This is a genomic window from Paenibacillus sp. FSL W8-0187, from assembly GCF_037969755.1.
GTDB lineage: Bacteria > Bacillota > Bacilli > Paenibacillales > Paenibacillaceae > Paenibacillus_AQ.
In genome coordinates this window covers 1,350,227-1,376,258 of sequence record NZ_CP150206.1, presented here as the reverse complement: position 1 = coordinate 1,376,258, position 26,032 = coordinate 1,350,227, and the positions used below count along the sequence as shown (strand labels likewise).

21 protein-coding genes and 1 pseudogene are annotated in these 26,032 nt (G+C 47.1%); 5 read left to right on the top strand and 17 right to left on the bottom strand.

Annotated features, from left to right (window positions below; genetic code table 11):
- The first annotated feature begins 12 nt into the window (after positions 1-12).
- From MKY48_RS05970 to MKY48_RS05955, 4 genes are all read left to right on the top strand, one after another.
- Positions 13-1,122, top strand: a complete 1,110-nt coding sequence (locus tag MKY48_RS05970; protein WP_339292494.1) for an ABC transporter ATP-binding protein — start codon at positions 13-15, stop codon at positions 1,120-1,122.
- Positions 1,119-2,774: an iron ABC transporter permease gene (locus MKY48_RS05965; RefSeq protein ID WP_076322735.1), complete on the top strand. Its 1,656-nt coding sequence runs from the start codon at positions 1,119-1,121 to the stop codon at positions 2,772-2,774. The genes MKY48_RS05970 and MKY48_RS05965 overlap by 4 nt, the downstream gene beginning before the upstream one ends.
- A 140-nt stretch (positions 2,775-2,914) precedes the next feature.
- Positions 2,915-4,615 carry a sensor histidine kinase gene (locus MKY48_RS05960; protein ID WP_339293472.1) on the top strand — a complete coding sequence of 567 codons (1,701 nt, stop codon included), beginning with the start codon at positions 2,915-2,917 and terminating at the stop codon, positions 4,613-4,615.
- Positions 4,608-5,396 carry a response regulator gene (locus MKY48_RS05955; RefSeq protein WP_076322734.1) on the top strand — a complete coding sequence of 263 codons (789 nt, stop codon included), beginning with the start codon at positions 4,608-4,610 and terminating at the stop codon, positions 5,394-5,396. The genes MKY48_RS05960 and MKY48_RS05955 overlap by 8 nt, the downstream gene beginning before the upstream one ends.
- A 100-nt stretch (positions 5,397-5,496) precedes the next feature.
- Here MKY48_RS05955 and MKY48_RS05950 read toward each other — a convergent pair whose 3' ends face one another.
- The 13 genes and pseudogenes from MKY48_RS05950 to MKY48_RS05890 all read right to left on the bottom strand — a co-directional run bounded on the left by MKY48_RS05950 (position 5,497) and on the right by MKY48_RS05890 (position 18,495).
- Complete coding sequence (locus MKY48_RS05950) at positions 5,497-6,048, bottom strand: delta-aminolevulinic acid dehydratase (protein ID WP_339292493.1); 552 nt, start codon at positions 6,046-6,048, stop codon at positions 5,497-5,499.
- Between the two features lie 80 nt (positions 6,049-6,128).
- The gene (locus MKY48_RS05945; protein ID WP_339292492.1) at positions 6,129-6,986 is read right to left on the bottom strand and encodes a hypothetical protein; all 858 of its coding nucleotides are present in this window, start codon (positions 6,984-6,986) and stop codon (positions 6,129-6,131) included.
- 154 nt (positions 6,987-7,140) lie between these two features.
- Positions 7,141-7,707 carry a 3-oxoacyl-[acyl-carrier-protein] synthase III C-terminal domain-containing protein gene (locus tag MKY48_RS05940; RefSeq protein WP_339270820.1) on the bottom strand — a complete coding sequence of 189 codons (567 nt, stop codon included), beginning with the start codon at positions 7,705-7,707 and terminating at the stop codon, positions 7,141-7,143.
- Positions 7,708-7,829: 122 nt separating this feature from the next.
- Positions 7,830-8,063 (bottom strand): annotated as a pseudogene (locus MKY48_RS05935) (3-oxoacyl-ACP synthase); the annotation flags it as partial.
- A gap of 534 nt (positions 8,064-8,597) precedes the next feature.
- Positions 8,598-9,143: a hypothetical protein gene (locus MKY48_RS05930; protein ID WP_339270818.1), complete on the bottom strand. Its 546-nt coding sequence runs from the start codon at positions 9,141-9,143 to the stop codon at positions 8,598-8,600.
- A 2-nt stretch (positions 9,144-9,145) separates the two neighbouring features.
- Complete coding sequence (locus tag MKY48_RS05925) at positions 9,146-9,913, bottom strand: YpjP family protein (protein WP_339270816.1); 768 nt, start codon at positions 9,911-9,913, stop codon at positions 9,146-9,148.
- Between the two features lie 114 nt (positions 9,914-10,027).
- Positions 10,028-10,258, bottom strand: a complete 231-nt coding sequence (locus tag MKY48_RS05920) for a hypothetical protein (protein WP_339273399.1) — start codon at positions 10,256-10,258, stop codon at positions 10,028-10,030.
- A 243-nt stretch (positions 10,259-10,501) separates the two neighbouring features.
- Positions 10,502-11,452, bottom strand: a complete 951-nt coding sequence (gene arcC / locus MKY48_RS05915) for a carbamate kinase (RefSeq protein WP_339270814.1) — start codon at positions 11,450-11,452, stop codon at positions 10,502-10,504.
- A gap of 166 nt (positions 11,453-11,618) precedes the next feature.
- Positions 11,619-12,986: a tetratricopeptide repeat protein gene (locus MKY48_RS05910; protein WP_339292491.1), complete on the bottom strand. Its 1,368-nt coding sequence runs from the start codon at positions 12,984-12,986 to the stop codon at positions 11,619-11,621.
- 71 nt (positions 12,987-13,057) lie between these two features.
- Positions 13,058-14,599, bottom strand: a complete 1,542-nt coding sequence (locus MKY48_RS05905; RefSeq protein WP_339270810.1) for a xanthine permease — start codon at positions 14,597-14,599, stop codon at positions 13,058-13,060.
- Between the two features lie 85 nt (positions 14,600-14,684).
- The gene (locus tag MKY48_RS05900) at positions 14,685-16,115 is read right to left on the bottom strand and encodes a DUF1116 domain-containing protein (RefSeq protein ID WP_339270808.1); all 1,431 of its coding nucleotides are present in this window, start codon (positions 16,113-16,115) and stop codon (positions 14,685-14,687) included.
- Between the two features lies 1 nt (position 16,116).
- Positions 16,117-17,661 (bottom strand): acyl-CoA synthetase FdrA, encoded by a 1,545-nt coding sequence (fdrA, locus tag MKY48_RS05895; protein WP_339270806.1) that lies wholly within the window; start codon positions 17,659-17,661, stop codon positions 16,117-16,119.
- Positions 17,662-17,664: 3 nt separating this feature from the next.
- Positions 17,665-18,495, bottom strand: a complete 831-nt coding sequence (locus tag MKY48_RS05890) for a DUF2877 domain-containing protein (RefSeq protein WP_339270804.1) — start codon at positions 18,493-18,495, stop codon at positions 17,665-17,667.
- 452 nt (positions 18,496-18,947) lie between these two features.
- On the opposite strand from MKY48_RS05890, the gene MKY48_RS05885 reads away from it, so the two are divergent.
- Positions 18,948-20,642 (top strand): PucR family transcriptional regulator ligand-binding domain-containing protein, encoded by a 1,695-nt coding sequence (locus MKY48_RS05885; protein WP_339270802.1) that lies wholly within the window; start codon positions 18,948-18,950, stop codon positions 20,640-20,642.
- A 629-nt stretch (positions 20,643-21,271) separates the two neighbouring features.
- On the opposite strand, the gene MKY48_RS05880 is transcribed toward MKY48_RS05885, so the two are convergent.
- The 4 genes from MKY48_RS05880 to MKY48_RS05865 form a co-directional block, all read right to left on the bottom strand.
- Complete coding sequence (locus MKY48_RS05880; protein ID WP_339292490.1) at positions 21,272-21,808, bottom strand: hypothetical protein; 537 nt, start codon at positions 21,806-21,808, stop codon at positions 21,272-21,274.
- 183 nt (positions 21,809-21,991) lie between these two features.
- Positions 21,992-22,423, bottom strand: a complete 432-nt coding sequence (locus MKY48_RS05875) for a hypothetical protein (protein WP_339270798.1) — start codon at positions 22,421-22,423, stop codon at positions 21,992-21,994.
- A 1-nt stretch (position 22,424) separates the two neighbouring features.
- Complete coding sequence (locus tag MKY48_RS05870; protein ID WP_339270796.1) at positions 22,425-23,486, bottom strand: WXG100 family type VII secretion target; 1,062 nt, start codon at positions 23,484-23,486, stop codon at positions 22,425-22,427.
- A gap of 321 nt (positions 23,487-23,807) precedes the next feature.
- The gene (locus MKY48_RS05865) at positions 23,808-25,712 is read right to left on the bottom strand and encodes a bacterio-opsin activator (protein WP_339270794.1); all 1,905 of its coding nucleotides are present in this window, start codon (positions 25,710-25,712) and stop codon (positions 23,808-23,810) included.
- Between the last annotated feature and the right edge of the window lie 320 nt (positions 25,713-26,032).

Genomic DNA, 26,032 nt, shown 5'->3' with positions numbered 1-26,032 from the left:
CAGGTGACAACCATGAGCGTAACTATAACCATTAAAGACTTAATCAAAAAATACGACGACACAACCGTCATTCCCGAGCTGTCCCTGGAGATTAAAAAGGGTGAATTCTTCACCCTTCTCGGGCCTTCCGGGTGCGGCAAGACGACACTGCTGCGTATGATCGCCGGCTTCAACAGCATTGAAGGCGGAACCATTCATTTTAACGAGCGTGTCATTAACAAGGTGGAACCGGGCAAGCGGAATATCGGGATGGTCTTTCAGAGCTATGCGATCTTCCCTCACTTAAACGTTAGAGGAAACATCGCGTTCGGACTGGAGAATCGGAAATTATCCAAGGCGGAGATTAACGCCAAGGTGGATGACATCTTAAAGGTCGTTCAGATCGAGCTCTATAAAGATCGCATGCCGAAGAACCTATCCGGCGGCCAGCAGCAGCGCGTTGCGCTAGCCAGAGCGATCGTCATCCGCCCGGATGTCCTGCTGATGGATGAGCCTCTATCCAATCTGGATGCCAAGCTTCGGGTCGACATGCGTAACGCGATTAAAGACATTCAGAGAGAAGTCGGGATTACCACCGTCTACGTCACGCACGATCAAGAGGAAGCCATGGCGGTATCCGATCGGATTGCGGTCATGAAATCCGGCGTGATTCAGCATCTGGGGACGCCACAGGAGATTTATCAACGTCCTGCGAACGTATTCGTTGCTACCTTTATTGGTCGTACCAACATTCTCAAGGGTACTTTAACAAAATTGGCAGACAGCTATGTCCTGCACCTCGGCTCCGGCTATATGGAAGAGCTGTCTAACATCGAGGTTCCGAAATCCGATGCCAGGGCAGATACGCTAAACGTTCAAATCTCGGTTCGGCCGGAAGAGTTCATTCTGACCGAGGACCAAACCGGCATGGAAGCGACGATTGTACACAGCGTATTTCTTGGGCAGAACACCCATTATTTTGTAGACTTGGCGTCCGGTCAACGCGTGGAGATCACGCAGGAATCGAAAACGTCATATATCCTCGAGCCTGGTCAAGTTATCTATCTCAAGGCCAAGAAAGAGAAGATTAATGTCTATGATGCGGCAGGCGAAATGAACTATACAAGGGGCGCTCGGCTATGAGAGAGACGCGCAAACGATTTGATGTCTGGACCAACATTTCGTTACTGATCTTTGTGTTCTACATTCTCTTTCTGGCCCTGCCTTTATTTACGATGCTGTTTAAGAGTGTGTACAACGGTACGACTGGCGATTTTTCCCTCGCCTATTTCACGAAGTTTTTCAGTAAGCCCTACTATTTAAACGCTCTGTTCAACAGCGTTAAAGTCACCGTCAGTGTAACCTTGCTTGCCGCCATTATCGCAACGCCGCTGGCATATATCATGGCAACGGTGAAGATTAAAGGCAGTTCGGCCATTCGGGTCATGATTCTGATCTCCTCGATGTCGGCTCCTTTCATTGGAGCTTACTCCTGGATCCTGCTGCTGGGCAGAAGCGGTGTCATTACGAAATTCGTTAGCAACACATTCGGCATTACGATGCCGGATATATACGGATTTACTGGGATCTTAGTCGTCTTGACCTTGCAGATGGTCCCTCTTATCTTCATGTATGTATCAGGCGCACTGAAGAATATGGACCAATCGCTAATGGAAGCAGCCGAAAGCATGGGTTATTCAGGCTTTGGCAAAATGCGCAAAGTGCTCCTCCCGCTCATTACGCCAACCTTGCTGGCGGGCGGCCTGCTCGTCTTCATGCGTGCGCTGGCCGATTTTGGTACGCCGATGCTGATCGGTGAGGGATACAAGACCGTTCCGGTGCTGATCTTTAACGAGTTCATCAGTGAGGTCGGCGGCGATGACGGCTTTGCGGCGGCGATCAGCGTCATTGTCGTTCTGTTCGCCACAACGATATTCCTGCTGCAAAAATTCGTAGCCAATCGTAAATCCTTTACGATGAGCGCACTGCATCCGATTGAAGCCAAGAAGAAGAAGGGCATCGGCAATATCGCGGCTCATGCCGTTATCTATCTGTATACGTTAATCGCACTGCTGCCGCAGCTCTATGTCATCTATACTTCGTTCCTGAAATCCAACGGCAGAATCTTCGTCGAAGGGTTCTCGCTCCAAAGCTATAGGGATGCCTTCAGTAATATTGGCGGCGTCATTCTGAACACGTTCTTCCTGGCGATCGTGTCGCTGGTCGTCATTATCCTGTTAGCGATACTGATTGCTTACGTAACCGTTCGAAGAAAGAATGCGCTAACGAACACGCTGGATATCTTCACGATGTTCCCGTATATCGTTCCCGGCTCCATTCTGGGGATCGCTCTATTAATCACCTTCAATAATAAGCCGCTGGCCTTGAGCGGAACAGCCGTCATCATGATCATCTCGTTTGTTATCAGGCGCCTGCCCTATACGATTCGATCCAGCGCGGCCATTCTGCATCAGATTAACGATGGGATCGAGGAAGCAGCCATCAGTCTGGGGGCTTCCCAGATGAAGACGTTCTTCAAGATTACGCTTCCGATGATGGTGGCAGGCGTAGTCTCCGGCGCGATCCTGAGCTGGATTACCATCATTACCGAATTAAGCACTTCGATCATTCTTTATACAGGCAAGACCAAGACCGTAACGGTTGCCATATACACCGAGGTCATCCGCGGTAACTACGGCGTGGCGGCAGCTCTATCCACGATTCTTACCGTCATTACGGTCGTGTCGCTGCTTGTCTTCCTGAAGCTCTCCGGACAAAAAGAAGTTTCCATGTGAATGTGATGAATTCATAACGTAGACTACATCCAAGTCGGCACCTGCAGCATGAGGGGGCGGCTTGGATGTATTTGGATGATCTGCGGATACCGCCAGTCAGTATAATAGAGTCGAGGGCCTTATCGCAGATGGAGGGCAGCATGAAACCTACACATTATCGCAACTTCAAGGAATCGACCCGTCATTTATTTCGCATCTATACGATGATCCCGTTCTCCATCTTAATCGTATTGTTTTTGGCATTCACGATTATTAATGGCAGAATGAACCTAACCCAAAAAACGACCGAAGCCGCCCAGTCTATCAGTCAATCCATATCCGGTGTGTATCATCAGTACTACGAGGAGATTAATCGGATGGCCGTCTCTCCTACCGTGATCAATTATGTAAGCTCGCATCTGGGCAGCGAACAAGTGTATTCTGCCTTTTATGATTTCAACAATCAGCAGAAGGTCAAGAGCATTTTTCATGTCGTCAATACGGATGGGGTCTTCCTGGCAAGCTCCGCCCCAGCGGATGCGCTGTATTCCAATTTTGCCTTCGGCAATCTCATTCATCGGATCGATCAGCGGCCCGGCAACACGCTAACCGAAATGAACAGCTTTCGTTATTCGCATGATCGCGATACAAGTTATACGTTTGGCAAAGCCATCGTTAAGGACAAGCGGACGATAGGTTATATCATCTACCAGCTGTACGAATCCGACATTCAGAAGATGATTTTCGAACAAAATAATGAGATCGCCATGATCACCGATGAACATAACACCATTATTGCCACGACCAGCAACGTGACCAAAGGCGTTCTCAACAAATTCAGCCCCAAGCTCGATAACAAGGGACATGTTCTGCTAAATGAAGGCAAGTACTACATGTATGCCAAGCGGATCCCTGATACGCCGATTCAAGTCATTACGCTGAACTCCTATAAGTCGGAGCAATACACCTACTATACGGTCTCTTTCTTTGTTCTTGCTGCCAGCCTGCTGCTGTGGGTGTTGATCCAGTTCCTGGCGAACAAAATGTCGACCCGCAATTCCGAATCGATCGATAAATTAATTCATGCCTTGGCACAGCTGCGCGAAGGAAACTTCAATGGCTATGTCGACATTCAGACGAATGACGAGTTTCAAATTCTGGGCGATGAGTACAATGTGATGCTGGATCGGTTGAAAGAGTTGATCCAGAAAAATAAAGAGCTGTCCGAGCTCAGCACGATTATTGAGGTGAAGCAGCTGCAATCACAGTTCCACCCGCATTTTATATTCAATGTACTGGAGACACTGCGCTATGCCATTAAGATTGATGCGAATCAAGCGCAGGACATCGTGCTGATCCTATCCAGGCTGCTTCGATACAGCATCGGACCTGATCGCAATGTCCAGCTGAAGAATGACATGAATTATGTACGGGATTACCTGAAGCTGCAGCAAATTCGGTTCAATGATCGGCTGGAATATCGGATTACCGTAGCGGAGGAAACACTGGATGTATATGTCCCCAAGCTTCTGCTGCAACCGATTATCGAAAACGCTATCAAATATGGGTATCAGGATCAGAGCCATGTGCTTATCGAGATCCATATCTACACTTCCACAGACAAGCTGATTCTGGAAGTCCGCGACAACGGGCAAGGCATGAGTGAAGAGACGCTTCAGGAAGTGAATCAGCTCCTGCAAAGCCAGACAAACACGACGCAGCATATCGGTCTGTACAACGTTCACCGACGTTTAGTGCTTCTATATGGCGAAGGATCCGGCATTCACATTGACAGCGCACAAGGAAAAGGCACCTGCGTGGCACTTACGATTTCTTACGAATGGAGTGGATATCATGTTTAAAGTTCTGCTGGTCGAAGATGAGGATATGATTCGTAGGGGGATACGGTTCAGCATCGATTGGCTTCAATACGATTGCATCGTCATTGAAGAAGGGCTGAATGGACAGGATGGCTATGAGAAGATCTGCGAGCTAAAGCCGGATATCGTCATAACCGACATCACCATGCCGATCATGGATGGCATTTCGATGATTCGGGAAGGATTGCAGCAGCATACCTTCAGCAGCATTATTATTTCCGGATATAATGAATTCCACCTTGCGAAGCAGGCACTCCAGTTAGGCGTGACCGAGTTCCTGGTGAAGCCCTTAGAGGATGAGCAGCTGGTCGCGGCACTCGAATCGGCCAAAGCCAAAGTGGATTTAGTCCGCAAATATGAAGTGATCTCCAATCATCCGCAGGAAAAGGAAGAGATTCTAAACAGCAAATTTCTGGAGAAGGAAACCAAAACCTCGAAATACGTGGCCAAAATGATCGCCTATGTACAGGAGAACTATGCCAAGAAGATCAGTATTCATGACCTCGTGGAAGAGATCGGCTTAAGCGCCTATTACCTGAACCAGAAATTCAAGGCAGAGACCAGCTATACCTTCAACGAGTTTCTCAATCGCTATCGCATTCAGAAATCGATCGATTTACTAAAGTCAGGCGATAACAAGGTCTATACCATCGCACAGGATATCGGATTTAGTGACTACAAGTATTTTATAAGTATCTTCAAAAAGTACGCCCACGTCACGCCGAGTCAGTATCAGGAGTATTTCGAGGAGAAGAATGGATAGCACGGGTAATCTAGATACTAGAGGTACTCAATCGTTCTTATATTGGCACACACACCCCTGCTGGGAATGAGCAGGGGTGCAAAATTTTTATTTATGATTGCTATCGTTCATACAGCCGGTACATGGATAGCTCATCACTCATCGCTACAGCTCGGGCAAAGGCTTCCTTTACGTCCCGGCCCTGCTGAACGATTTCATAGAACAGCCGAAGAACGAACATCAGCGCATCGTTGCCGTCCGGGTAATCATCCGGCCCGATATACATCCTGCAGCCCCGCTCCAGGAAGGCTTCGGCCAGTGCTGGATCTCCCAGCGAGCAGCCGTTCGCAATTACTGTCTTTCCGTCCAGCTTGGCATAACGCTGAATCTCGCCTGGTCCGAAGTCGCCCCTCGGTTCATCCTCCTCGTATACCTCTTCGCCGAGCTCCGGCATGATCAAGCTGCCTTCATCCCCGTGAAAGTTCAACAGGATCATATCGGTGCCTTCATACACATCATCACCCGACAAGACAGAGATCAGATCATTCGGCCTCCCGACCCAATATGTAAAAACGCGCACTCCGAAATATTCCAGAGCCGCCCTTACGGCTTGGCTCTCCATATCGCAATCCGGTCCAACAACCAGAGCGACCTGCATAACAGGTTTACTCACTACCATATCAACTCCTTACAGTTATACTTGAATTTGGATTATTTGTTGAAACTATGTTGTTACAAGAATTTAAACTATAATTACACTTTTCTCAATATCATCCACCATTGTTTATCATACGATTCGACTTCAATCTCTTCCAGACCTAGATTTGCTTCGCTAATCCAGCTTCTAGCCAGTTGGATATAGTTGCTGTGAAATTCAGAGGAATAACCCATTTCATCATATCCAGAGTAAGTAATGTTATCGAATATCATATATCCTCCTCTTTTTAACTGCTTATGGCTTGTGTCAATGATTTGGATAAACTCATGATACGCTGCATCTTTCAACATGCCTTTTCGGTCATAATCCATAACAGCTTGTAACATTTGAGGTTCGATTGTCCACCAATCATTGTTTACTGTATCAATGCCCTCACGATTGGCGATAATGGTCTGAATGATATCATTAATAGCGTGATGAAAAGCGACAACATCAAAAGAAGACGCTGGATAATATAAACCTATATTTGCGGCATCGTCCTCAACAACCTGTATGTTTATGTCCATTCCTTTCGTTTTCTCCTGAAAATTTTGTGTCAACTCCCTGTTGAGATTGGCAGTCACATATGTGCCCATGTTTTTGGAATAAGCGTCTAGAGCCTTTGGAATGTAAACAATATCACCTGCACCAACTTCTAGAAGACTTAAAGCACGGGGCATATTCAGCTCCATGAAGAGATTCTGCCAAGATGCTGAATAATACAATTGAAGATATTCGAATACCCTCTCCTTGGATATGCCTATCGGCACTGCTAATGTGTCTTTCAATTTGTTTTCCAATTGGGCTGCGTTCATCTGTTCTAGTTCAGAAATCATGTCCTGTGAAAAGTCACGTTTTAGAATATCGTTAAACACACCGGCACTCATCTTCTCTGCTAGTGTCTGCATATTCATTAGAGTATCCCTCTCTTCGTATTGTTTCTAGAGTATATTCGAATTGATGATGTTTTTTCCTCTTTTTATTATTAAAAAGGAGAATCTGTGCATGATGATCGCTGTCTGTATGAGGAACATAAAAGACGCCATCTGACGATGGCGTCTTTTATGTTTACACTACGCTCAGCAGCATAATCGAGATTTGGAATCTACCACTTTCGGGAACGATACACAATACCTGCTCTCCCTCAGTGAGATGACCTTCATTCAGCAGCTCCTCCAGCATAATATAGATCGATGCTGCGCCCGTGTTCCCTTTCGTATATAAATTCGTAAACCATTTCTCTTCCGGAATCCTCACGCCGCCATGCTCCAATAATCGGAAGATTTCATCTCTGAAAAAATGCGATGAATAGTGGCACACCATCCAGTCCAATCTCTCAGGATCAATTCTCCCTTCCTCCACGAGCTCCAATAATCGATTGGTGCCTACCTTTGTTATTTCATTGACAAGCCTTACATCCTGCTTCATATTCAGAGCTCCTTGATCGGCTGCTTCATGAATGGAGGGATAGTCCAGCCAGGAAGGAATTCCATTCTCTTTACTCATGCCTGAATACATACAGACCTCATACTGGTTCGCATAGGACTGGTTATCGATCCATTCAATACGCAGCGATGGCCCCTTGGAGGAAGGCTCATTTTGCAGTACGGCAGCTCCTGCGCCATCCGAAAGCATAAAACGTAAGAAATCCGTGTCAAAAGGCACCCGATTATTGCTATAAATCCCCTGTGCTTCAAATTTCGTATGTTTGATTCGCGACTCAAAAACTCGCTGGAACAGGCGATGGCTGCTCGGTGCTCGCCAGCTTTTATATGTACATACGCATTCTTGAGTGCATGCATTCCGCTGGCGCATAAACCGGAATGAGATGCAATTTCCATAGGGGGTAAACCAGTCTCTGCATGCACCATACTCGCAAACCCTGGCAGGAGCAGATCCGCTCTTGTCGTACCTGTCGCTAGGAAATTGATATCTTGTTCGGTTACGTTGCCGTTTCGCTCCAGGGCATCCCGAATGGCTAAAGAAGCCATCTCTGCGTTTGTGTATAAGCTCTTTTGCTCTTTATCCATGGCATAATATCGGGACCGAATTTGATTCTTCTCCAGAATGAGTCTTTTGGTTTTGGAAGATTTCCCTCCAATCTTGCCAAGATATTCTTCCATCTCATCGTTACTAACCGGAGAACCGGGGAGAAACTTTCCTACACTTGTGATATAAACGGAATTCATATAACACACCTCGCAAATATCAAATTTGGTTAATAATGGTATATTATATGGATATAAGTACAAGATATGACCAAATGTTAAGAGAATATATCAGCACCTTGAATGATCGTCGATATCCATAGATAGATTTCCATGCCCGCTTGTTCGATGAATCTTTGTCCGTGCAGAGCACACCTCTGTCATTTATATAATTCTTTCTTTACTCGGATTATTTCTTGAGTTTCTTTGGAAACAAACAGTGACTTTAATTCATATGAAAATTATAATTCCCATAATCGCAAAAATAAAAGACCCTGCACTATATAATGTGCAGGGTCTTACTTTTCAAATTACTTACTACATTTTAATCAATTCCTGTATCCATTTAATCGTTATTTCATCTTTGACCTCTGTACTCAAATCGGATGGAAACTGTAAATATTGTTCTTCCTCAGGCATTTTATGCAACTGACTATGCACAATAGGATCTGCATTACTGTCATCATTGTAATATTGGGGAAAGCGGTATTCTTGTCTTTCAAGTGAGCGGTAGACATAGAAACTGTACTCGATTCCATCAACTACACAAAAGGCATGGCCTTGAATTCGCGGGTCGCACCAGACGTGAGTCCCTTTTAGCTTTTTCAATGAAAGCAAAAAACCGTTCTTCTGTGCTTCCGTAATATGATAATCATCCAAATAATACTTAGAAGATTTTCGATCAAAATTCGTATCAATAATCTGGTAGTTGAGAATCACTTCTGCCCCCTTTTGAAGAATGGGGTTAAAATAATCCTCTTGGATCCCGCCCTTATACTTTGATAATCGGCTCTTTACCAAGTAGTCAATATTACTATGGTCTAAATTACGACCAAACGTTAACAAAAATCGTCGTTTATCCAACTTTATTCTGAACCCCATTTTGGAAGTGAATTATGGTATAAATCAACATTACCCTTATGGTCAGGCCAATTATCTTTTGTATGATAATGCCACCGAGTATGATTTCTTGAATCGGAAGTATAAACATGTAGCCTCAAATATTCCGAACCATTTTGACCATATAAGGAGATTATGTGTTCACCTTGCTTAATTCCATTGGCTTGCGCAGCATCCTCTGGACCAACACTCCTAGTATAACCATGAATTTCATATTCTCTTTTAATTCCTGGTTCTATCTGTGGCCATACTTTATCATCGAATTGTCTACCTATTTGTTGAACAATTTTTTTCCCCATCTTCTTCTTTACTGCGGCTTTAATTATAGCAGATACAACAGCCCAAACAATAGGCCAAATAGCTGGCGAAATTTCACTCGGAATACTGGAGTCCGACAAGTGACTGACTGTAGATGTCTGGCTATTTGCTATATCTGCAAATGCAAGTATCATAGCAAACTCTTTGCTATACTCGTTATATTGTTCAATATTCGCCTTTAAATTTTCGTCTACCTCGATTGCTTCCTCTATGCTGCTAGAGTGTTCTTGGATAAATAATAGAAGTTCTTGAATCTCGCTTTCAGTTAGATTTAGTTCATCTTGGATTTGCTGAAGTTCGCTATGTGCTGGGAGCGCCGATACAGTAATTGCAGCAAATACTGTATTTAACAACATTACCAAAACTAAAACTGAAGCTATTTTCTTGATACTACGCCAAAAACTCAAAAAAACCATCTCCTTATAATATCTATTTTGTATAACACCTCCTAAAAATCTAAATTATTTACTAATATTTAACAAATGATGAAAGTTCTATTTTATTTTAACAATATGTGTTTTTATGAATTTTTAATAGTAATTTTGGTATATTATAAAATTTACATTTTCCATCTTTACATAAAGGTCATAGACCATATGCAGGTTCGCCGCTTTCTGTCCCCGATCAATCACATGATAAGGCTTTAGGGCTGCCATGATTTTGGTATGCAGCACATTCTGAAGAGAACGAGACACAGCGGAAACATTAGTATATCGGAATGACTCCAATCCACCAGCTCCACCACCGGCATTACAATGGATGGAGACTATGAGGTCAGCGTCCGCTTTGTTGGCCCCATCTGTTCAATCATCAAGCTCAAGAAACTTCCGTGGATCGGGAGAACAGCACCTATACGCCACGGAAAACCCGAGGAGCCCGATTATGCGAGTATCATCGCAAAGAACCCGAGAGAGGCACTTTTTTCAAAGTATCCCTCTCTCGGGCCATGTTCAAAAAAGTAAATATAGCGGTTCTGGCGGTTCTTTTGCCAACAGCTTAAGCCGTTAGCTCACAATATGCGTTCCAGCCTGTTTCTTGATGGCATCGCTTAAGCTTTCCGGGTTCGTAATGATGACTCTGCGTCCCGGTTTCTTTAGAAAATTAAGACTGGCCTCAATTTTAGGAAGCATGCTGCCTTTCGGGAAATGCCCCTCTTTCACATACTGTTTAATCTCTTCAACGGTGACCTCTTCTAGTGCCTTCTGATCCGGCGTACCGAAATTCACGAATACTTGAGGCACGCCCGTTGTAATAATCAGCGTTTCCGCATCTACCTGCTCTGCCAATAAACTTGTGGCGAAGTCCTTATCGATCACCGCATCGATGCCTTCGTAGGTATGGTCCTTCGTCTTGATGACGGGAATACCTCCTCCGCCGACGGCAATCACGATACAGCCGGACTCGATCAGCGATCGGATGGCATCCTTCTCGACAATATCAATCGGCGCAGGTGAAGGAACAACCCTGCGATATCCGCGGCCCGAATCCTCAACCATCACCCACTCGGGATGCTCGCGCTTCAATTCCTCGGCTTGCTCCAGGGAGAAGAAGGAGCCCACCGGTTTGGAAGGATCTCGGAAATTAGGGTCGGCTTCGCTGACCTCAACCTGTGTGATGATGGTCGCTACTTTTTTCGTGATGTTGCGGTGGATAAACTCATTCGTTAACGCCTGTTGAATTTGATAACCGATGCCGCCCTGCGTGTCCGCCACGCAATTCACGAGCGGAACAGCATTCATGCCGATGACCTCTGAAGCAACCTCGCTCCTTCTCAGCTCAAATCCAACCTGCGGCCCGTTACCGTGGGTAACGACCACGTTGACCCCTGCTTGCACCATGTCTGCAATGTTGGCAGCAATTTCACATACCGCCTCGTATTGATCCTTAATCGACTCGCGGCCATTATCCTTGACTAACGAATTACCGCCAATGGCTACAACTACAAATTTATCCATGACTAACCTCCTGGTCGATCAGCCGATGACTCTAGCTGAGTGATCCTCTATAAACGAGCCATACGGCGCGCCGATAATAACGAGTCCTGCATGAAGAATCCCATCTTTATTGGCACGCCAGAGACCGTAGATGTTTCTGTAAAGATGTGTTTACATTCAAATGGAATTATGGTTTTGCAGCAGCCGTTATTGTTTCTTTCAAGCTCTTGGCTCTGCCATGATCCGGATGAATAGCCTGTGCTTGTTCAATGAGCACCATGGCCTCCTCCGGCTGATTAAGCGCTAACAGGCTGCTGGCTTTCTCGCAGTAATAATCCGCATGATCCGGGCCGCATTGGATGGCCTGATCCATCGCTTCGATCGCCGCCGCATAGTTACCAAGCAAATTCAAGGATTGGCCCTTATGATAATGATATAGCCCATTGGTCCGATCATGCGTGATTGCATTGTCTATCGCATCGGCAGCCTCTTGGTGCTTACCGAGCGATCTCAGGCTGTTCGCCTTGTGAAAGGAAAAATCATAACGCCAAGGCTGGTCGGCTAACAGCTGATCCATCACGATGACGGCTTCCTCGTGCCTGCCCAATTCTCTTAAATAATTGGATTTATGATAGCGGTAGAACGTTTCCTCCGGCTTCCGCTCAATCGCTTTGTCATATTCGGCAATGGCTTCTTCCGGACGTTTCATCATCCGATAAGCATTGGCGGTATAGAAATAGAAGTCGAGATCGCCGGGATCAATCGACAGCCCTTGATTATAAGCAGCCAGTGCCTCGTCATAACGTCCTAGTTCTCCGAAAAAATAACCTTTGTAGTAGTAGAGGTCGGCAGGATTCCCCTCTTCCCCCAGCACGTTGTCTATGATTGAGATGGCTTCCTCGAACTTCTCTGCCTTACCCAGCTCTTTCGCTCGTAGAATGCTGTCCGGGATACTTACGCTTTGTTTATTGAGAATCTTGATTACCTTATGCTGCTTCATCTCTACGGCATGCTGGAGGGAGGACTTTCCGTCACGATCCTTCAGCTGCACGTCGGCCCCTGCTTCAACCAGAAGCTGAATGATATCGGAGTACAGCCGGCCCCCGTTTCCAAGAATGACAGCCTCCAGCAACGCGGACCATCCCAGATTATTCACATGATTCACGGCAACGCCTGCTTCCAGGCAAATCTGAACGGTTCTTAAATATCCTTTTTCGCTTGACGGCAGCAGCGTTGTTCCCCCAAACCGGTTCACGCTCGTGATATCCGCTCCTCCTTGAATAGTCAGACGCAGGATTTCATGAAAACCGTTAGCTCCTGCACACAGGTATGGGGTTAACATGGTGATGTCTCTTGCATTCACGTCACTGCCCGCTTCGATTAGCCTTTTGGCAAGGGAGACATGGTTTTTCTGTGTTGCAGCCATTAGCGCCATCCGGCCCTGGCTGTCCTTGTGATGAACATCGGCACCACGCTCCAATAACTGCTCTACCACAGCCAAGTCTCCTCGGTCGCACGCCAGAATGAGTTCGTCATTCATCGCTTCAGCATTCATCGAGTGACCTCCTCGTTTTATGTTTTCAATCCTTGTCATTCAGATCTACATATTCAGACCAGCGCATTCCATTACTCTGACTGCAATTGATTTGCCGGATCGCGAAGATCGGAAAAATGCTTATAAACAAACAGTGCGGCAACCATCAGGTATGCGTATACGAACGGCATCAGCGCATCTTGGGCAAATCCCACCGTAGGCGCATGGATAATGCCGAATAGGGATAGGACGGCTGCGATGACCGCGAACACGGCAGCCCGCAGCGGCTTATTCAGGATGGCGAAGATGGCAATGGAACCCCAGATCAAACTGCTGAGCGGCGCGCCGTTCCCCAGATGATTCAGTCCGTTATAATAAACGCCTTTGCTTAACAACAAATCGATGCCAACCTTGGAAGCCGTCGTCTCGGCGGCATTAAAGATGTTATTGGCAAGTGTTAGAGCCCAGTTGGCGATCCAAGGGAATAAGGTTATGAAGATAACGGGTACTTCATTCTTAGGCGTTTCCCGGACAACCTGATTGGCCGTGACCACGCCGACATAGACCAGGATCGGAACAATCGCGACAACCGGAATGATGGACAGGAGCAGCGCCCCGATTCCAAAGAGCGAGATAATCAGCATGGCAAAGCCGGATGCAATCGTATACCCCAGACCGGCGCCGATGGATTTCCAACCGGCGTGACCGATGTACACGGTAACCGGGAACGGATTCCCTGTGAATGCGCCGATACTGGAAGCCACACCGTTCGTCAGCATGACGTTTCGGGTATTATAAGGATCTCCCGCCGCATGGGCGCTCTCGATATTTTCCAAGTCAAAAATATAATTGGCGAGACCCAAAGGAATAGCCGATGCCAGGTACGGCAGCGCATGAGGTATTCCTTGGAACAGACTTGTAATGTGAACTTCAGGCGGATTAAAGCCCAGCGTAGACAACGCCGTCGTAATCGCTTCCGGATTTTGCAATCCGAATACCCAAGCCAGGACGGTACCGGCAATTAGCAGCAGAAAACCGGTCGGGATCTTTTTGAATATTGGAGATTTACCAAACCAGTTGATAAAGATGATAACCAATACGATAAAAGCGACGATCGGTGTTTCGAATGATTGCAGCATCGGGTTCATGGCAAGCAGCAGCAATCCAAGGCCGGACAAACAGGACAAGAGAACGGTTCTTGGAATTACTTTTCTGAGCAAATCGCCCAAGAAGGAACCCACAACCAGGATCATGGCTTCGAAGAAGCACCATACCAGACCGATCTGGAGCGCAAAGGTTGCATCATTGGTCTGTCTGAATACCGGAATCAGCACCAGAAAAGTAACGGTAAATATCGACGGGGCACTCGGACCTGACGGCAGCGCGGTAATGTCGCTGCGGCCCGTTTTCTTTGCCAGCTTATATCCAAACCAACCGTAAGCCATGCTTGCGATAAAGATAGCGAATCCGAAGGCAGGGACTACTCTTCCGTAGACCATATCTTCCGGAAAACCTACAACAAAAATCAAAAGTGAAATCATGGTCAGCAGATTGGTTAGATTATTGGCAAGCAAGCCGAAGAACGCAGCCCAATCTCCTTTTTTCCATAACATTTTCATGAGTACCTGATCCATATAAATGCCTCCTTAGATCATTACACTTATAGAACTAGCATCAGGTACCCTTCAGGCATTAAGGCATGCCTGAAGGGCCACCATTCTATGACTGAATGCGCTGGCTAAGAGCTAGTAACGCCTGTTCAAAACAATCCACCGGAGGATGCGTGATACCCGCTCCAATCATTCCGATTCCCGGGTCTTTATGCGCGATGGCCGTGTTGATCACCGGCATGATGCCGGTTTGGGCCACTTTACGAATATCTATGCCCGTTGGAATGCCGCTGAAGTTCAATAAAGGAATGGTAACGTTCGGATTTTCCGTGGTCGTAATCTCCTTCATCTTGACCGAATAATTCATGGCTTCATCCACGGTTCCGCCGACAAGCGCCACAATCGCCGGAGCGGTTGCCATCGCAAATCCGCCGATTCCGTAGGTTTCCGTAATCGCGCTATCGCCGATATCAAGGCCCGAATCCTCCGGCTTATACCCTGCGAACATGGGTCCAACCACCTTTTGCGCCGGTCCGGTGAACCAGGTGTTGCCTGGCATGCCGCTGACGCGAATGCCGAATTCGACGCCGTTGCGGGCCATGGTGGTCACGATAGTGCTGTATTCAATCCCATGCGCCGCATCCAGCGCGCATTTACAGAGCGCCATCCAGGTCGGGCCGGAGAAGTAATCGCTGCTTGCCACAAAATCAAAAACCTCGATTTGCTGCTCCGTAGGGAAGTCGGTCCGCAGAATCAGCGGCGTTAATGCTTGGATTAACAGCGTCGTGCCGGCATTGTTGCGGTTATGGCATTCATCTCCCATATGAAGCGCCTGCGACAGCATGAGGCGAAGGTCAATGCCATTCTCGGAGAACTTCATGGCATCCCGAAGCATCGGGCCCAGCACGTCTCTCATCCAGTTCAGACGGGCGATGACCGTTTCGTCATTAGCACCCATCCGCAGTATTTTGGACAGCTGCTCGCTCAGGTTCGTGTATGCGATATTGCCGTATGTCCGGTTCTCCACGATGTGCATGAACATGGAGGCTGAAGTTACCCCCGCCATCGAGCCTACGCAGTTATGCTCATGGCATGGCGAGAACGTGATTTCACCCGATGCCGCAAGTTCCGCCGCTTCATCCAGATTGCTGGCCAAGCCTTCGAAGACCAGTGCGCCCGTGACCGCACCCTTCATCGGACCGCTCATTCGCTCCCACGTAATAGGCGGACCTGCGTGCAGGATCGTCTTCTTGGTCATGCCCGGCACGACATTGATCGCCTGATCGAAACCGATCAATACCGGCTGGGAGTTGATGATCCGCTCTACGGCCAGCTTGTTCGCCGCTTCGATTTTCTCCTGAATGTCCGGCTGATCCAGCTTGTCCAGCAGTGCGATCACTTCAGGCTTGCCGCCGCCGGGCGGTTTCCACTCCAGGTGGGAAACCTTCCCTTTTTGCTTCAAAATATCATCTTTAAACATTTCAAGACCCACATTGATTACGTGAAGCTCGCTGTTAAATAGCTCGTTGATTCTGCTCATGTCATACTCCTTTCTCGACGAAGCCTCTGGCGAGAAGCCCCGTGTTCGTACTGCTGCTGGCATAAGTAACTCCGGCAGATACCAGTTTATTTAACTGCTCTTCTACAGACGGCGTATCGAGATCCGTTCCCAGTACATAGCCGATAATCTCCAGATGTCTTCCTTCTTGTTCGGCCGCCTGCTTGGCCTCCACGATCGCAGGGAGCATGACCCCGACCGGATCCTCGTGCGCTCCGTATCCAAGAACGAAATCCATTACGATAACGCCAACCGACGGATCTTTAGCCTCCTGCTTGAATCTGGCAATCCGGGAAGAAGGATCGATCATCGGGTGAGGCTTGCCGTTGGTGAACTCGTCATCCCCAAAATCGATAAACGTGTGGCCCTGGCTCACATGGATATCCTGCAGGCGATACTTCGGATCCTTTGGAATATTGCTGTATACATCCTCGTATTGCTCCATCGCCAGGTACATGGCTTCGTCGCACAGTGTTCCGCCGCAGAACAATCCACGGATGTATTTTTGCTCCGGCTTTAGCTTGGCCTTGATCTCCTCGATGAGAGGCAGATTCAGCGGGTGCTTATCAATGGTGCTCTCGTCGACGCCCGACAGGATAACGGCTTTCAGCGCCGCTTCTTTCGTCGTTTTGGCAAAATGACCGCCGGCGTTCACCACTGCTTCCTCCGTTCCGCCGATAAAACACACCACGACAGGCTTACTCATGTTCTTGATCTCGGCAAGCACCTTCTCCTCCACGCTCTTTGCAGGCGGCTTCGAGATCAGTACGATGACCTTGGTCGCTTCGTCTTGGTTAAGCGCCCTCATGCCGTCCAGCATCATAATGCCGCCAACCCGTTCGCTTAAATCCCGTCCGCCCGTGCCGATCAGCTGGGAGATCCCGCCGCCAAAATCATGAACCCGAACGCTGACCTCCTGGCTTCCCGTGCCGGATGCGCCTACGATCCCAATGCTTCCTGGACGCACGTTATTCGCAAAGCACAGCCCCACGCCTCCGATGATGGCCGTACCGCAGTCCGGTCCCATCATGAGCAAACCACGCTCATGCGCCATGTTCTTAAGCTCAATCTCCTCTTCCACGCTCACATTATCGCTGAACAGCATGACGTGGAGATCATTCTCCAGTGCCTTTCTGGCTTCTCTGGCTGCGAACAGTCCGTTTACAGAAATGACGGCCAGCTTGGCCGAAGGAAGATTTCTTGCGGCTGAGTCGATTGTCGGGAACGTAAGCTCACTGTTTCCTGCCTCGCTTCCCTTGCTGTTAAATAAGGCTTCGACACCTTCGTAAGCGCTTTCCACGAACTCCTCAGAGACCGCTTTAATGACGATCATCAAATCGCTTCCCTTGGCTTCCTCCAGTTCCGGGGTCATGAGACCGACATTGGCCAGTACTTCCTTGTTCATCTGCGTTCCCATTGCGATAAATGCCTGTTCTACGCCGTCTAATTGATTCGCTTTGGTTGACAGTGACATCAGTGAGACGGAATCAAAGTACGTATTCTTTTTAATCACAACTTTAGTCGACATGCTTTACCTCCCATTGCTTTCTATGCTAAGCTTCAAGCCATTCACCAGCCCGAGCGCGATATCCGTTCCTGATGTAGAACCGATATCAAGTACCCTGGATAAGCTAGATATAACTTCAGTCTTACTGCCATGGATCATATGGTTCATGAAATCACCTATGGATTCCCTTACCTGGCCGCTTGCGGCTTTCATTAAAGCCATATAGCTAATGGGATTGCTCCTATCAGCCGATGCCGCCACAACTTGCTCGCACACGTGGCGGATCTTGAACAGCGGACCATTCGTTAGATTCATAACGGCAAACAATCCTACCAAGAAATCGTCGCCCGACGGAGTCAGACCCGGACCCAAGCCGATTAGTTGAATTGCATAATGAGATGCAAGACTCACTTCACCTTTGGACAGCGCTTCAAGAAGTCCCGTCGAGCGTTCCCTCAGCAATCTCTCCATTTCCTGATCAAAAGGATTTCCGGTCTCAGCCGCTCGCTTCATCCCGCCGGCCTTGCCGTGAGCTTCAATCCATGACTGCGCTGCAGCTACATGGTTTCTTAAGACTTCTTCGTCTTCCGGATAGGGTGGGAGCTTACTCCGCCATACATGGACTTGCTGAAGCATAATGGCTGCATTCTTCCCTACGCATAACCGATCTCCCTCCGCGTAGAACTGATCTCCAATCGTCAGCCCCCGTTTGGAAAAACTCGCGATGTCCGTGACCAGCGTATTCGGAGCGTTGTCCACGTTGTCAGTGGCAAGTGTATATAGTTCACCGTTCGTCCGGCACCTCAGGTTCACCGTTCGATCAAAGATGCTGTGTACCGTCCCATGGAATTTCAAGCTTCTTATTTGTTGAAGGAACCCCGCATCGCAAGAGATGGCGGCGCTTACAACACAAACCGCTTCTGTACTGGTTCTATTCCCGCAGCTTCCCGTTATATCGCCTCCTTAGCTTACAAATGGACAAACGCTGTCTTTTGTCAGGCTATCCCTTTGAAGGCCTCATTCACCTTGGATCGGCCATGCCTTAGTTGTGGATAAATGACCTAAGATGCTATACTGAATTCAAATTCAGCCGGTATATAAACGTCGAACGTATAACAGGTGAATGACTTTCCACAGCCAAAAGGATGTTTTGTGAATTATATCACAGTTGAAGTTACAAACCGCTCCTGACACCCTTATTGTAATCCAGGGCTACGCTCCGGTCATTGTACAGCGAAACTAAAAACTTAGCGTATTCGCTGTGCACATTGCACAATGAAGAACAAAAACAAAGGTGTGTGTTAAGAATGCTAACTATCAGGGACATCCTTCAGATCAAAGCGATCGAAGGCATTAAACTCGTTGCAGGTGCGGCAGGAATTGATCACCAAATATCCATTGTGAATATTATTGAAAATCCGGATGTATTCGATTGGCTTGCTTCGAATGAGCTGCTCTTATCCACCGGATATATTTTTAAAGATAGCGAGGAGCTGCAGAATCGGGTCATTCATGAATTGGCCGCGAACAATTGCGCGGGACTGTGTATCAAAATGAAACGCTATTTTGACCGAATTCCGCAAAACATGATTGATCTGGCGAACAAGTATGGGCTTCCGCTACTGGAGCTCCCTTTTGAATACACGCTCTCCAAGGTGATCGCGATCATTAATGAGAAGACCAATGCCGATTATGACGCGCTGAATCGCAGATCGCTCGACCTGCATAATGCGCTGTTCAAAATTCCGCTGGAAGGGGGCGGCATCGAACAAATTTCGGCGGAGCTAGCCGACATCGTCCATAATCCGATCCTGATTCTTGATCGGGATTGGAATTTGCTCTGCTATACAGACCATCCGGATAATAAGACGCAGCTGCATGAGTTCTTGTCGGTCCAGAAGAACAGGCCCATCTTCCCGTCCGAGTTTACCGAGGCGATCCCGACATACGTAAGCGAAATCAAGAAATCGATCCAGCGCGACTACGACCACAAGCATCAAACCTTCAAATGCCGCATCATGCCGATCTCGGTGTCCAGCCATGTGTACGGATACATTGTCGTCTTCCAAACCGTTCGCAAGCTAACGGCAATGGATAATTTAGCGTTAGAGCACGGCTCTACCATTCTGGCTCTCGATCGCATGAAGGCGAAAGAGCTGGAGGAAGTCAAGCTCAAAATCCGACACGATTTCTTTGACGACCTGCTGTCCGGCAGCATCACCTCGACCGAGACGCTGCACTCGCAGTCGGATCTACACGGGCTGAATATCAACTATACCTATTACTGCATGGTCGTTCATATCGAACCGACCCTTCTGGAAAGCTATAAGGATATCGTGTACCGAAAATACGAACTGGAGCATATGGTGAAGAAATGCGTCAACCTGATCCACGGCTTGTCCAGTAAAGCGAACGGGGAGCTTACGTGTTACTACCGAAGTCAGCAGATCATCATATTAGTCGGGAAGAATGAGAATAAACCGCCGGTTACCGTCAACGAAACAAAAGCTTTCGCCCTTGAGCTGGTCGAGCTATTGACCCGAGAAATGAAGAAAACGCAGTTTCTAATCGGTATTGGCAGTCAGTATAAGGCGTTCTCCTCGCTTCATCGAAGCTTCTTCGAGGCCCAGGAAGCGATGCGATTGATGCAGCGATTCAAAGACATTCGGATCATCTCCCATTTTGAGGATTATGCCGTCTATCATTTTCTCGATTCCAATATCAAGCCTGCCGAGATGGAAGAGTTCTTCCACAACACGCTTGGCGTCATCCATCACCATGATCAAACGTTCAACACCAGTTTCATCTCCACGCTGGAATACTATTTCATGCACAACCAGAACGTAACGGAAGCGGCCAAGGCGATGTTCATCCACCGCAACACCTTTATCTATCGCATCGACAAAATCAAAGAGCTGCTGAATTCCAACTTAAAAAACGCAGACGAGTTATTCCAGATTCAATTGGCGCTCACGCTTTATCGGCTGCTGAATAAAGGGTAGTCTACGGTAAAGAGACGTGAATGGAAGGATCGCTGGGGAGCGGTCAGTTCAATGTCACGTCTTTTTTTGAGGGGTAGTATTGGTTAGGGAAAGGCTTCTCTTTAGTTGTGCTCTGGCGGAGGTATTAGGGAGGTTATATGATTGGCTGCTTAAGTTGGTAATGTTATTTGCGCTCTAGCTTCTCGTTTTTTTAGCTGCTATCTTACGACTTCCCTATATTCGCCCTCAGTATTCGATCCAGAGAGTGCTGCCTTTAGTTCTTCTATATTCAATTTTTTCACCTTATTCAATATTATGGAGTAAAAGGGATATGCGTATCATTAGCAATTGAATCATCCATAATGAGGACTGTTTTATCTCAACATTCACTTTATGAAATTTCCCTTTCAAATCCATTGTCCATTTCCATTTTAAGGTTGACTTGCTTAACTTCTACTCTATTCAGGTATGGAGGGGAACGGCCATAAATTTTACAACTTTCCCCACATTGATCAAACAAGATAAAAAATACTTCCATAGATTGCACGTGCCAAAAGGCTTTATTCCTAACCATTTTTAAGTTAGAACAAGCCTTTAATCAATGATCAGTAGTTTAGTAAGTTGTAATGGGATGATCTAGAAAAAAATCATTATAAGCTTAGCTCACGCACTTTATTTTCTAATAGTTGAATATTCTCGCTATTTAATAGTTGAGGATTCATTACAGCCATAAAATTTAGCAGCTTGCTTGAATTTATTATTACCTCCTCCACAAAAGAAACTGTGTTGATTATACTTCCCTTCCATTGTGAATACGTAAATTCCTTGTATGGTTTATAAATAAATAGATCTATTATTGATTGTCGATCAACATCCTCTACTAGGCTTACACTTAGCTCTTTTCCCTGCAAAATAAATTCAAGCCATAGGTTTGAACTATCTGGAATTCGATACGCAACATAATTATGCTCTTTTATTTTTTTTGCAATCGTTAATAAGTCAACAAACCATCGAACAAGCCTTTCCTCGCCAAAAGGACAATCATCGAAGAACAATCCGTATTTATTGCCATTAAAATTTAGTTCAATGATTCCTTCTATATCTTGTTTTGTCTGGTCAAATTGTTTAGCAGACATTTGTTTAATATCATCAAAATTATCATATGCTTTAAAGGAAATAGTAAACATGTCCGGTACCCCTAATCCAATAAATCACTTAGTCTATACATATCTTAGATTGTTATAGGTATTATACATAAAAAAAGCTTGTCCCTAACTCATTTTCAAGTTGGAATAAGCCTTCAAAGTTCATCAAAAGTTCTTAGTCTCAGACTCGATCTCATGAATAGAACGAACACAGAAGATTTTTAATCACCAATTTCCCCTTTCAAAATCATCATCATCTAGTTCTTTAACATATACCGATATCCACAATACTGTTTGCTCAATAGGGTCAGTTTCAATAAACACCCCTTTGGGGCTTACATAGACTTCTTCAAAATCATCGTATTCAAAACTTGGCTCTATTTGAAGCACCTCATCAATATGCATGCCGATATGAATTCTATCAAATAATAATCCATTGTATCCTTTAGACGCAGTTATCTTAAAGAGCTTTCCATTCAATAAATTGAACCACAAATCTACAGAATCTTTAATTTCATATCTTACAAAGAATTTCACTAACAACGATGACTTTTCATCCAGCTTATCAATTAAATCGTAAAATTGACTTACATGACTATAAAGTTTAATTCCGCCAAGTCCAACCCATGGTATAATTGGTGAATCATTGTCTATCACTCTATTCCCTCCCTGTAAAGATAATAGTTGCAGTTTCTGCACCGTCAGTTTTATACACATTCTCAGAACCATCGACAATTTTAATAATTCCTTGATCACTCGTGCTTATTTTAACGTATGGACTATCCCCGTGCCTTCCTCCACCAGGTGAAACCTGCATTTGCGTTATATTTTTCTCGCTTCCAGTGTTGTGAATATTAATTATTTTTGCACCTGATCTTGATTTTTTAGAAGCCTGAACCGAAACTTGGTATCCTTCATCTTCTAACATCTTTGAAATTTCTTCGGCTGATTTACCACTGAAAACTTTTGGATTTGACTTGAATGTTTCAATTGACGCTCGACCATTCTCAAACACAGACTTCGGCTGCCCTCCAACCTTCCCCCCATCCCCACCCGAATCATGCTTCAGGTGTGGGTGAGTCTTCACGCCAAACCGGCGTCCGACCAAGCCGGCGATCGTCATGGCTGCTTGCTGTCCGGCAAAATTGAACGCACCGCCCGACGCCTCGACGTCTGCGGCGAATTTCTCCTGGGTGTCGGCATCAAAGATCATTTTGCCTCCCCAAACCGCCGTGTCGACGACCTCTTCGACTGCCCCGATGGTCATGTTATAGGCCATATCCTTAGCGGTGTCAAGCGGATCTTCTACTAAGGAGGTCGCCGTATCCTTTACCGAATTGGCCACGGTCTTGGCACCGGTCTGCAGCCCCTGCCAGAAGTCCCCCGCATGGTCCCAGAACGTTTTGGGTTCATTAGCAGCGCTCGCTGCAGCTGCCGCGAGCATGAGATCTTCATGCATATCGGCTGAAATAAACCGAAAGGCAATGGTTTTCAACTCCTGGCCGATGATCCGCAGATGTTCAATCGTTTTATTCATTTCGCCGTGGGCGTGCTGAAAATCTTCAAAAAACCGCGAACGGGTCGTTCCTTCCCACGAAGACATCATATACGTAATCTGCTGGTCCAGCCGATTCTTGGTCGTTTCCAGCTCTTCCGCTGCCCTGGCGGCTTCCTCCGATACCCGAATCAATACCTCGGGCGGAACGAGTATTCTAGGCATTTGCATCCTCTCCAATATTTCATTGGACCTTATTGTACCTATCTTCTAGGATATGGAAAAGGTTCCAGAGTCCTTCATATCAAAGGCATTGGAGTTTACAAGCTGGAGGATTGGGGCCTTTCATGTTCTAATATGGTTCAGAAGCCCCAATATGCTCTATTGTCTCTAGTATAGTGACAGCCTTGGTTGACATTATAGTGTATCTCTAATCAAACAGATCACAAGAAACGCACCTCCTACAGAGATGCGTTTTTCCGCTGGGAATCCTATGCAGGAGCTCACATAAACGGGCTATTTGATCCTATATCTTATCTAGTGTGCTCAGAACCCTGACCTCACCAAATCGCTTAGCACAAAAGCCAGATGCTTTTCTGCTAAACGCGTATGGCGGTAAAAGGTGGCTCTGCTCATATGGAAGGATGCTGCGAGCTGGTTTTTGTTCCTGTCCTTACGCAGATAACTTGCGATTAGAATTTCCTTCTCCAATAGCGTCAAAGGTTCCCTCGAACGTGGGTCGGCCAGAATCTCTTGGATTATGGTTCTCACCTGCGCCCCGCTCCAACCCAACCGCCGCTTGACAGGGAGTTCCTCCAGCTTGTCCGGGTCGAACAGTCCATCCAGTATTAGCTTCATTTCGCTTCTATCAATGGCCGGAGGAACCTCATCTTCCCGTTGATATGTCGGTTGACCTGCTGCTGTCTCCGTTTGCCGTATGATCCGCTGAATCCACTGATCAAAGGTCGTTTGCCTAAAATCCAGCTCCCATGTCGTCAATTCGATGCCCGCATATCCCGTCGCTTTCCCGTACGCTTTGAATCCCAGGATCGACAATAAGGAATTCAACTGCGGATCCCCCGCCGCCAAAATCCCCCGCAGGCCGCCAGTCATGTGAACCAGCCATTGCTGCATCAGCAAAGCGCCCAGCTCCGCGGGACGATACAAGGACTGTTCGGAATTCACCGCGGATAACAGCACAAATATCGTATCGGCTGCCTCCGGAGGAAGCCGATGCAGCGAAGAAACCTCTTCTCCCAACATCCCTCTGCACCCAGGCGCATATCGTTCCAACAATGGCAAACTCAAGGCATGCAGCCATACGCCTGCGCAAAAAGCCAGCGGCATCCCTTTTTCGTCCCGCACGATAAAGATTCCTTCAGGAAAATGAGCTGCAATCTCCTCCAACACAACCGGACAATCGGCAGGTTCAACCAGTTCGGACTGCCAGTCGGAACCGAGAATAGAGGCCTTCAAAAAACGCTGCAAATACGGCAGATCCTCCTGCCCGAACGGTTTCTGTTCGCCGGGCTTTAGGCTAGATGCGAAATTGGCATACGCATGGGCAGAGGGTAGAAATTCGCGGTACAGCTCCAAGATGTGGGCGCTCAGGCGCATCTGCATCCGTTGATCGACCGAATGGAATCGTTCTGCCAGCAGAACGAACGCCTGATGGCGAACCGCTTCGAATTGTGCGGGATTTCTGCGCGCGAAATCATCCCGCAACATTCGAGCGACGACCTGGTGCAGCGATATTCCATCCACCGTATCCCGTACAAACGAAAGTCCCCTCAACTGGTAATAGTCTGCCCCTTCCAAGGGTGCGTCCAACAACCGGTTCAGCAGCTTCTCGTCGGCTGCAGGCAGAAGCGACAAAACCGTCAGCGCACGGTACACGCCGGGAGAAGCCGCTTCCCGCAAAAATTCGGCGCTCAATACAGCCGGAACCTCTCGCCATACATTCCACTGTTCCGCAGATTCGGAAAGCAGCAGATCCACGGTCAAAGCAAGCGACAACGGATGGCCTTCCGTCTTCTCGGCAATACCCCTTTGCATTTCCACACCCAAGCCGCTGCCGCCTAAATAATCGTAGACCTCTTCTCGCGTAAACAGCCGCAAAGGGAACCTATGCAATTGGGATTTCCATTCCGGATTCGTCTGCCACTTGAGCGGCAATCCATTGCGTGAGGCACAAACGATCAACACGCGGGCGGACTTCAGCTCGGGAAGAAATCTGGAGAACAGCCACCCTTCCAGCTGTGCGATCTCTTCACCATTGTCTATGAACAACACGGTACGCTGCAGCTGAAGCTCGTTAACGATGTATGGCAGCAGCGCGGATTCCGGATCCCTGGTTCTGCCGTATTCAGTTGCAAGACTCATCTCCAGACTCGCCAGAAAAGCGCCCGACGTCGTTAGGCCCCCTTGCCCTTCCAGCCAAAGAGAACGCACCGAGGACTGCCTTGCCGTGCGGGCCATCTGAAGCAACAGCGTTGTTTTGCCAATACCGCCAATCCCTGATATTAAAAAAATGGATGTCTGCGCCCGGGAATCCGTCAGCCAAAACTCTTCATTTCCCGATCCAAACCGATAATGCGATGTCTTGAAATCCTCTCCATCCGTTACATCCTCACTCCATCCGCTTCTCGCCCGTTGAATCTTACAACTAGTAAACCTGCTATTTTTTTATACTATACTATGTTTCGAGTCTACGAATAGGCTCCATAACGGAATAAACGAAAAAAAACGCGCACATTCTCGGTTGGAATGTG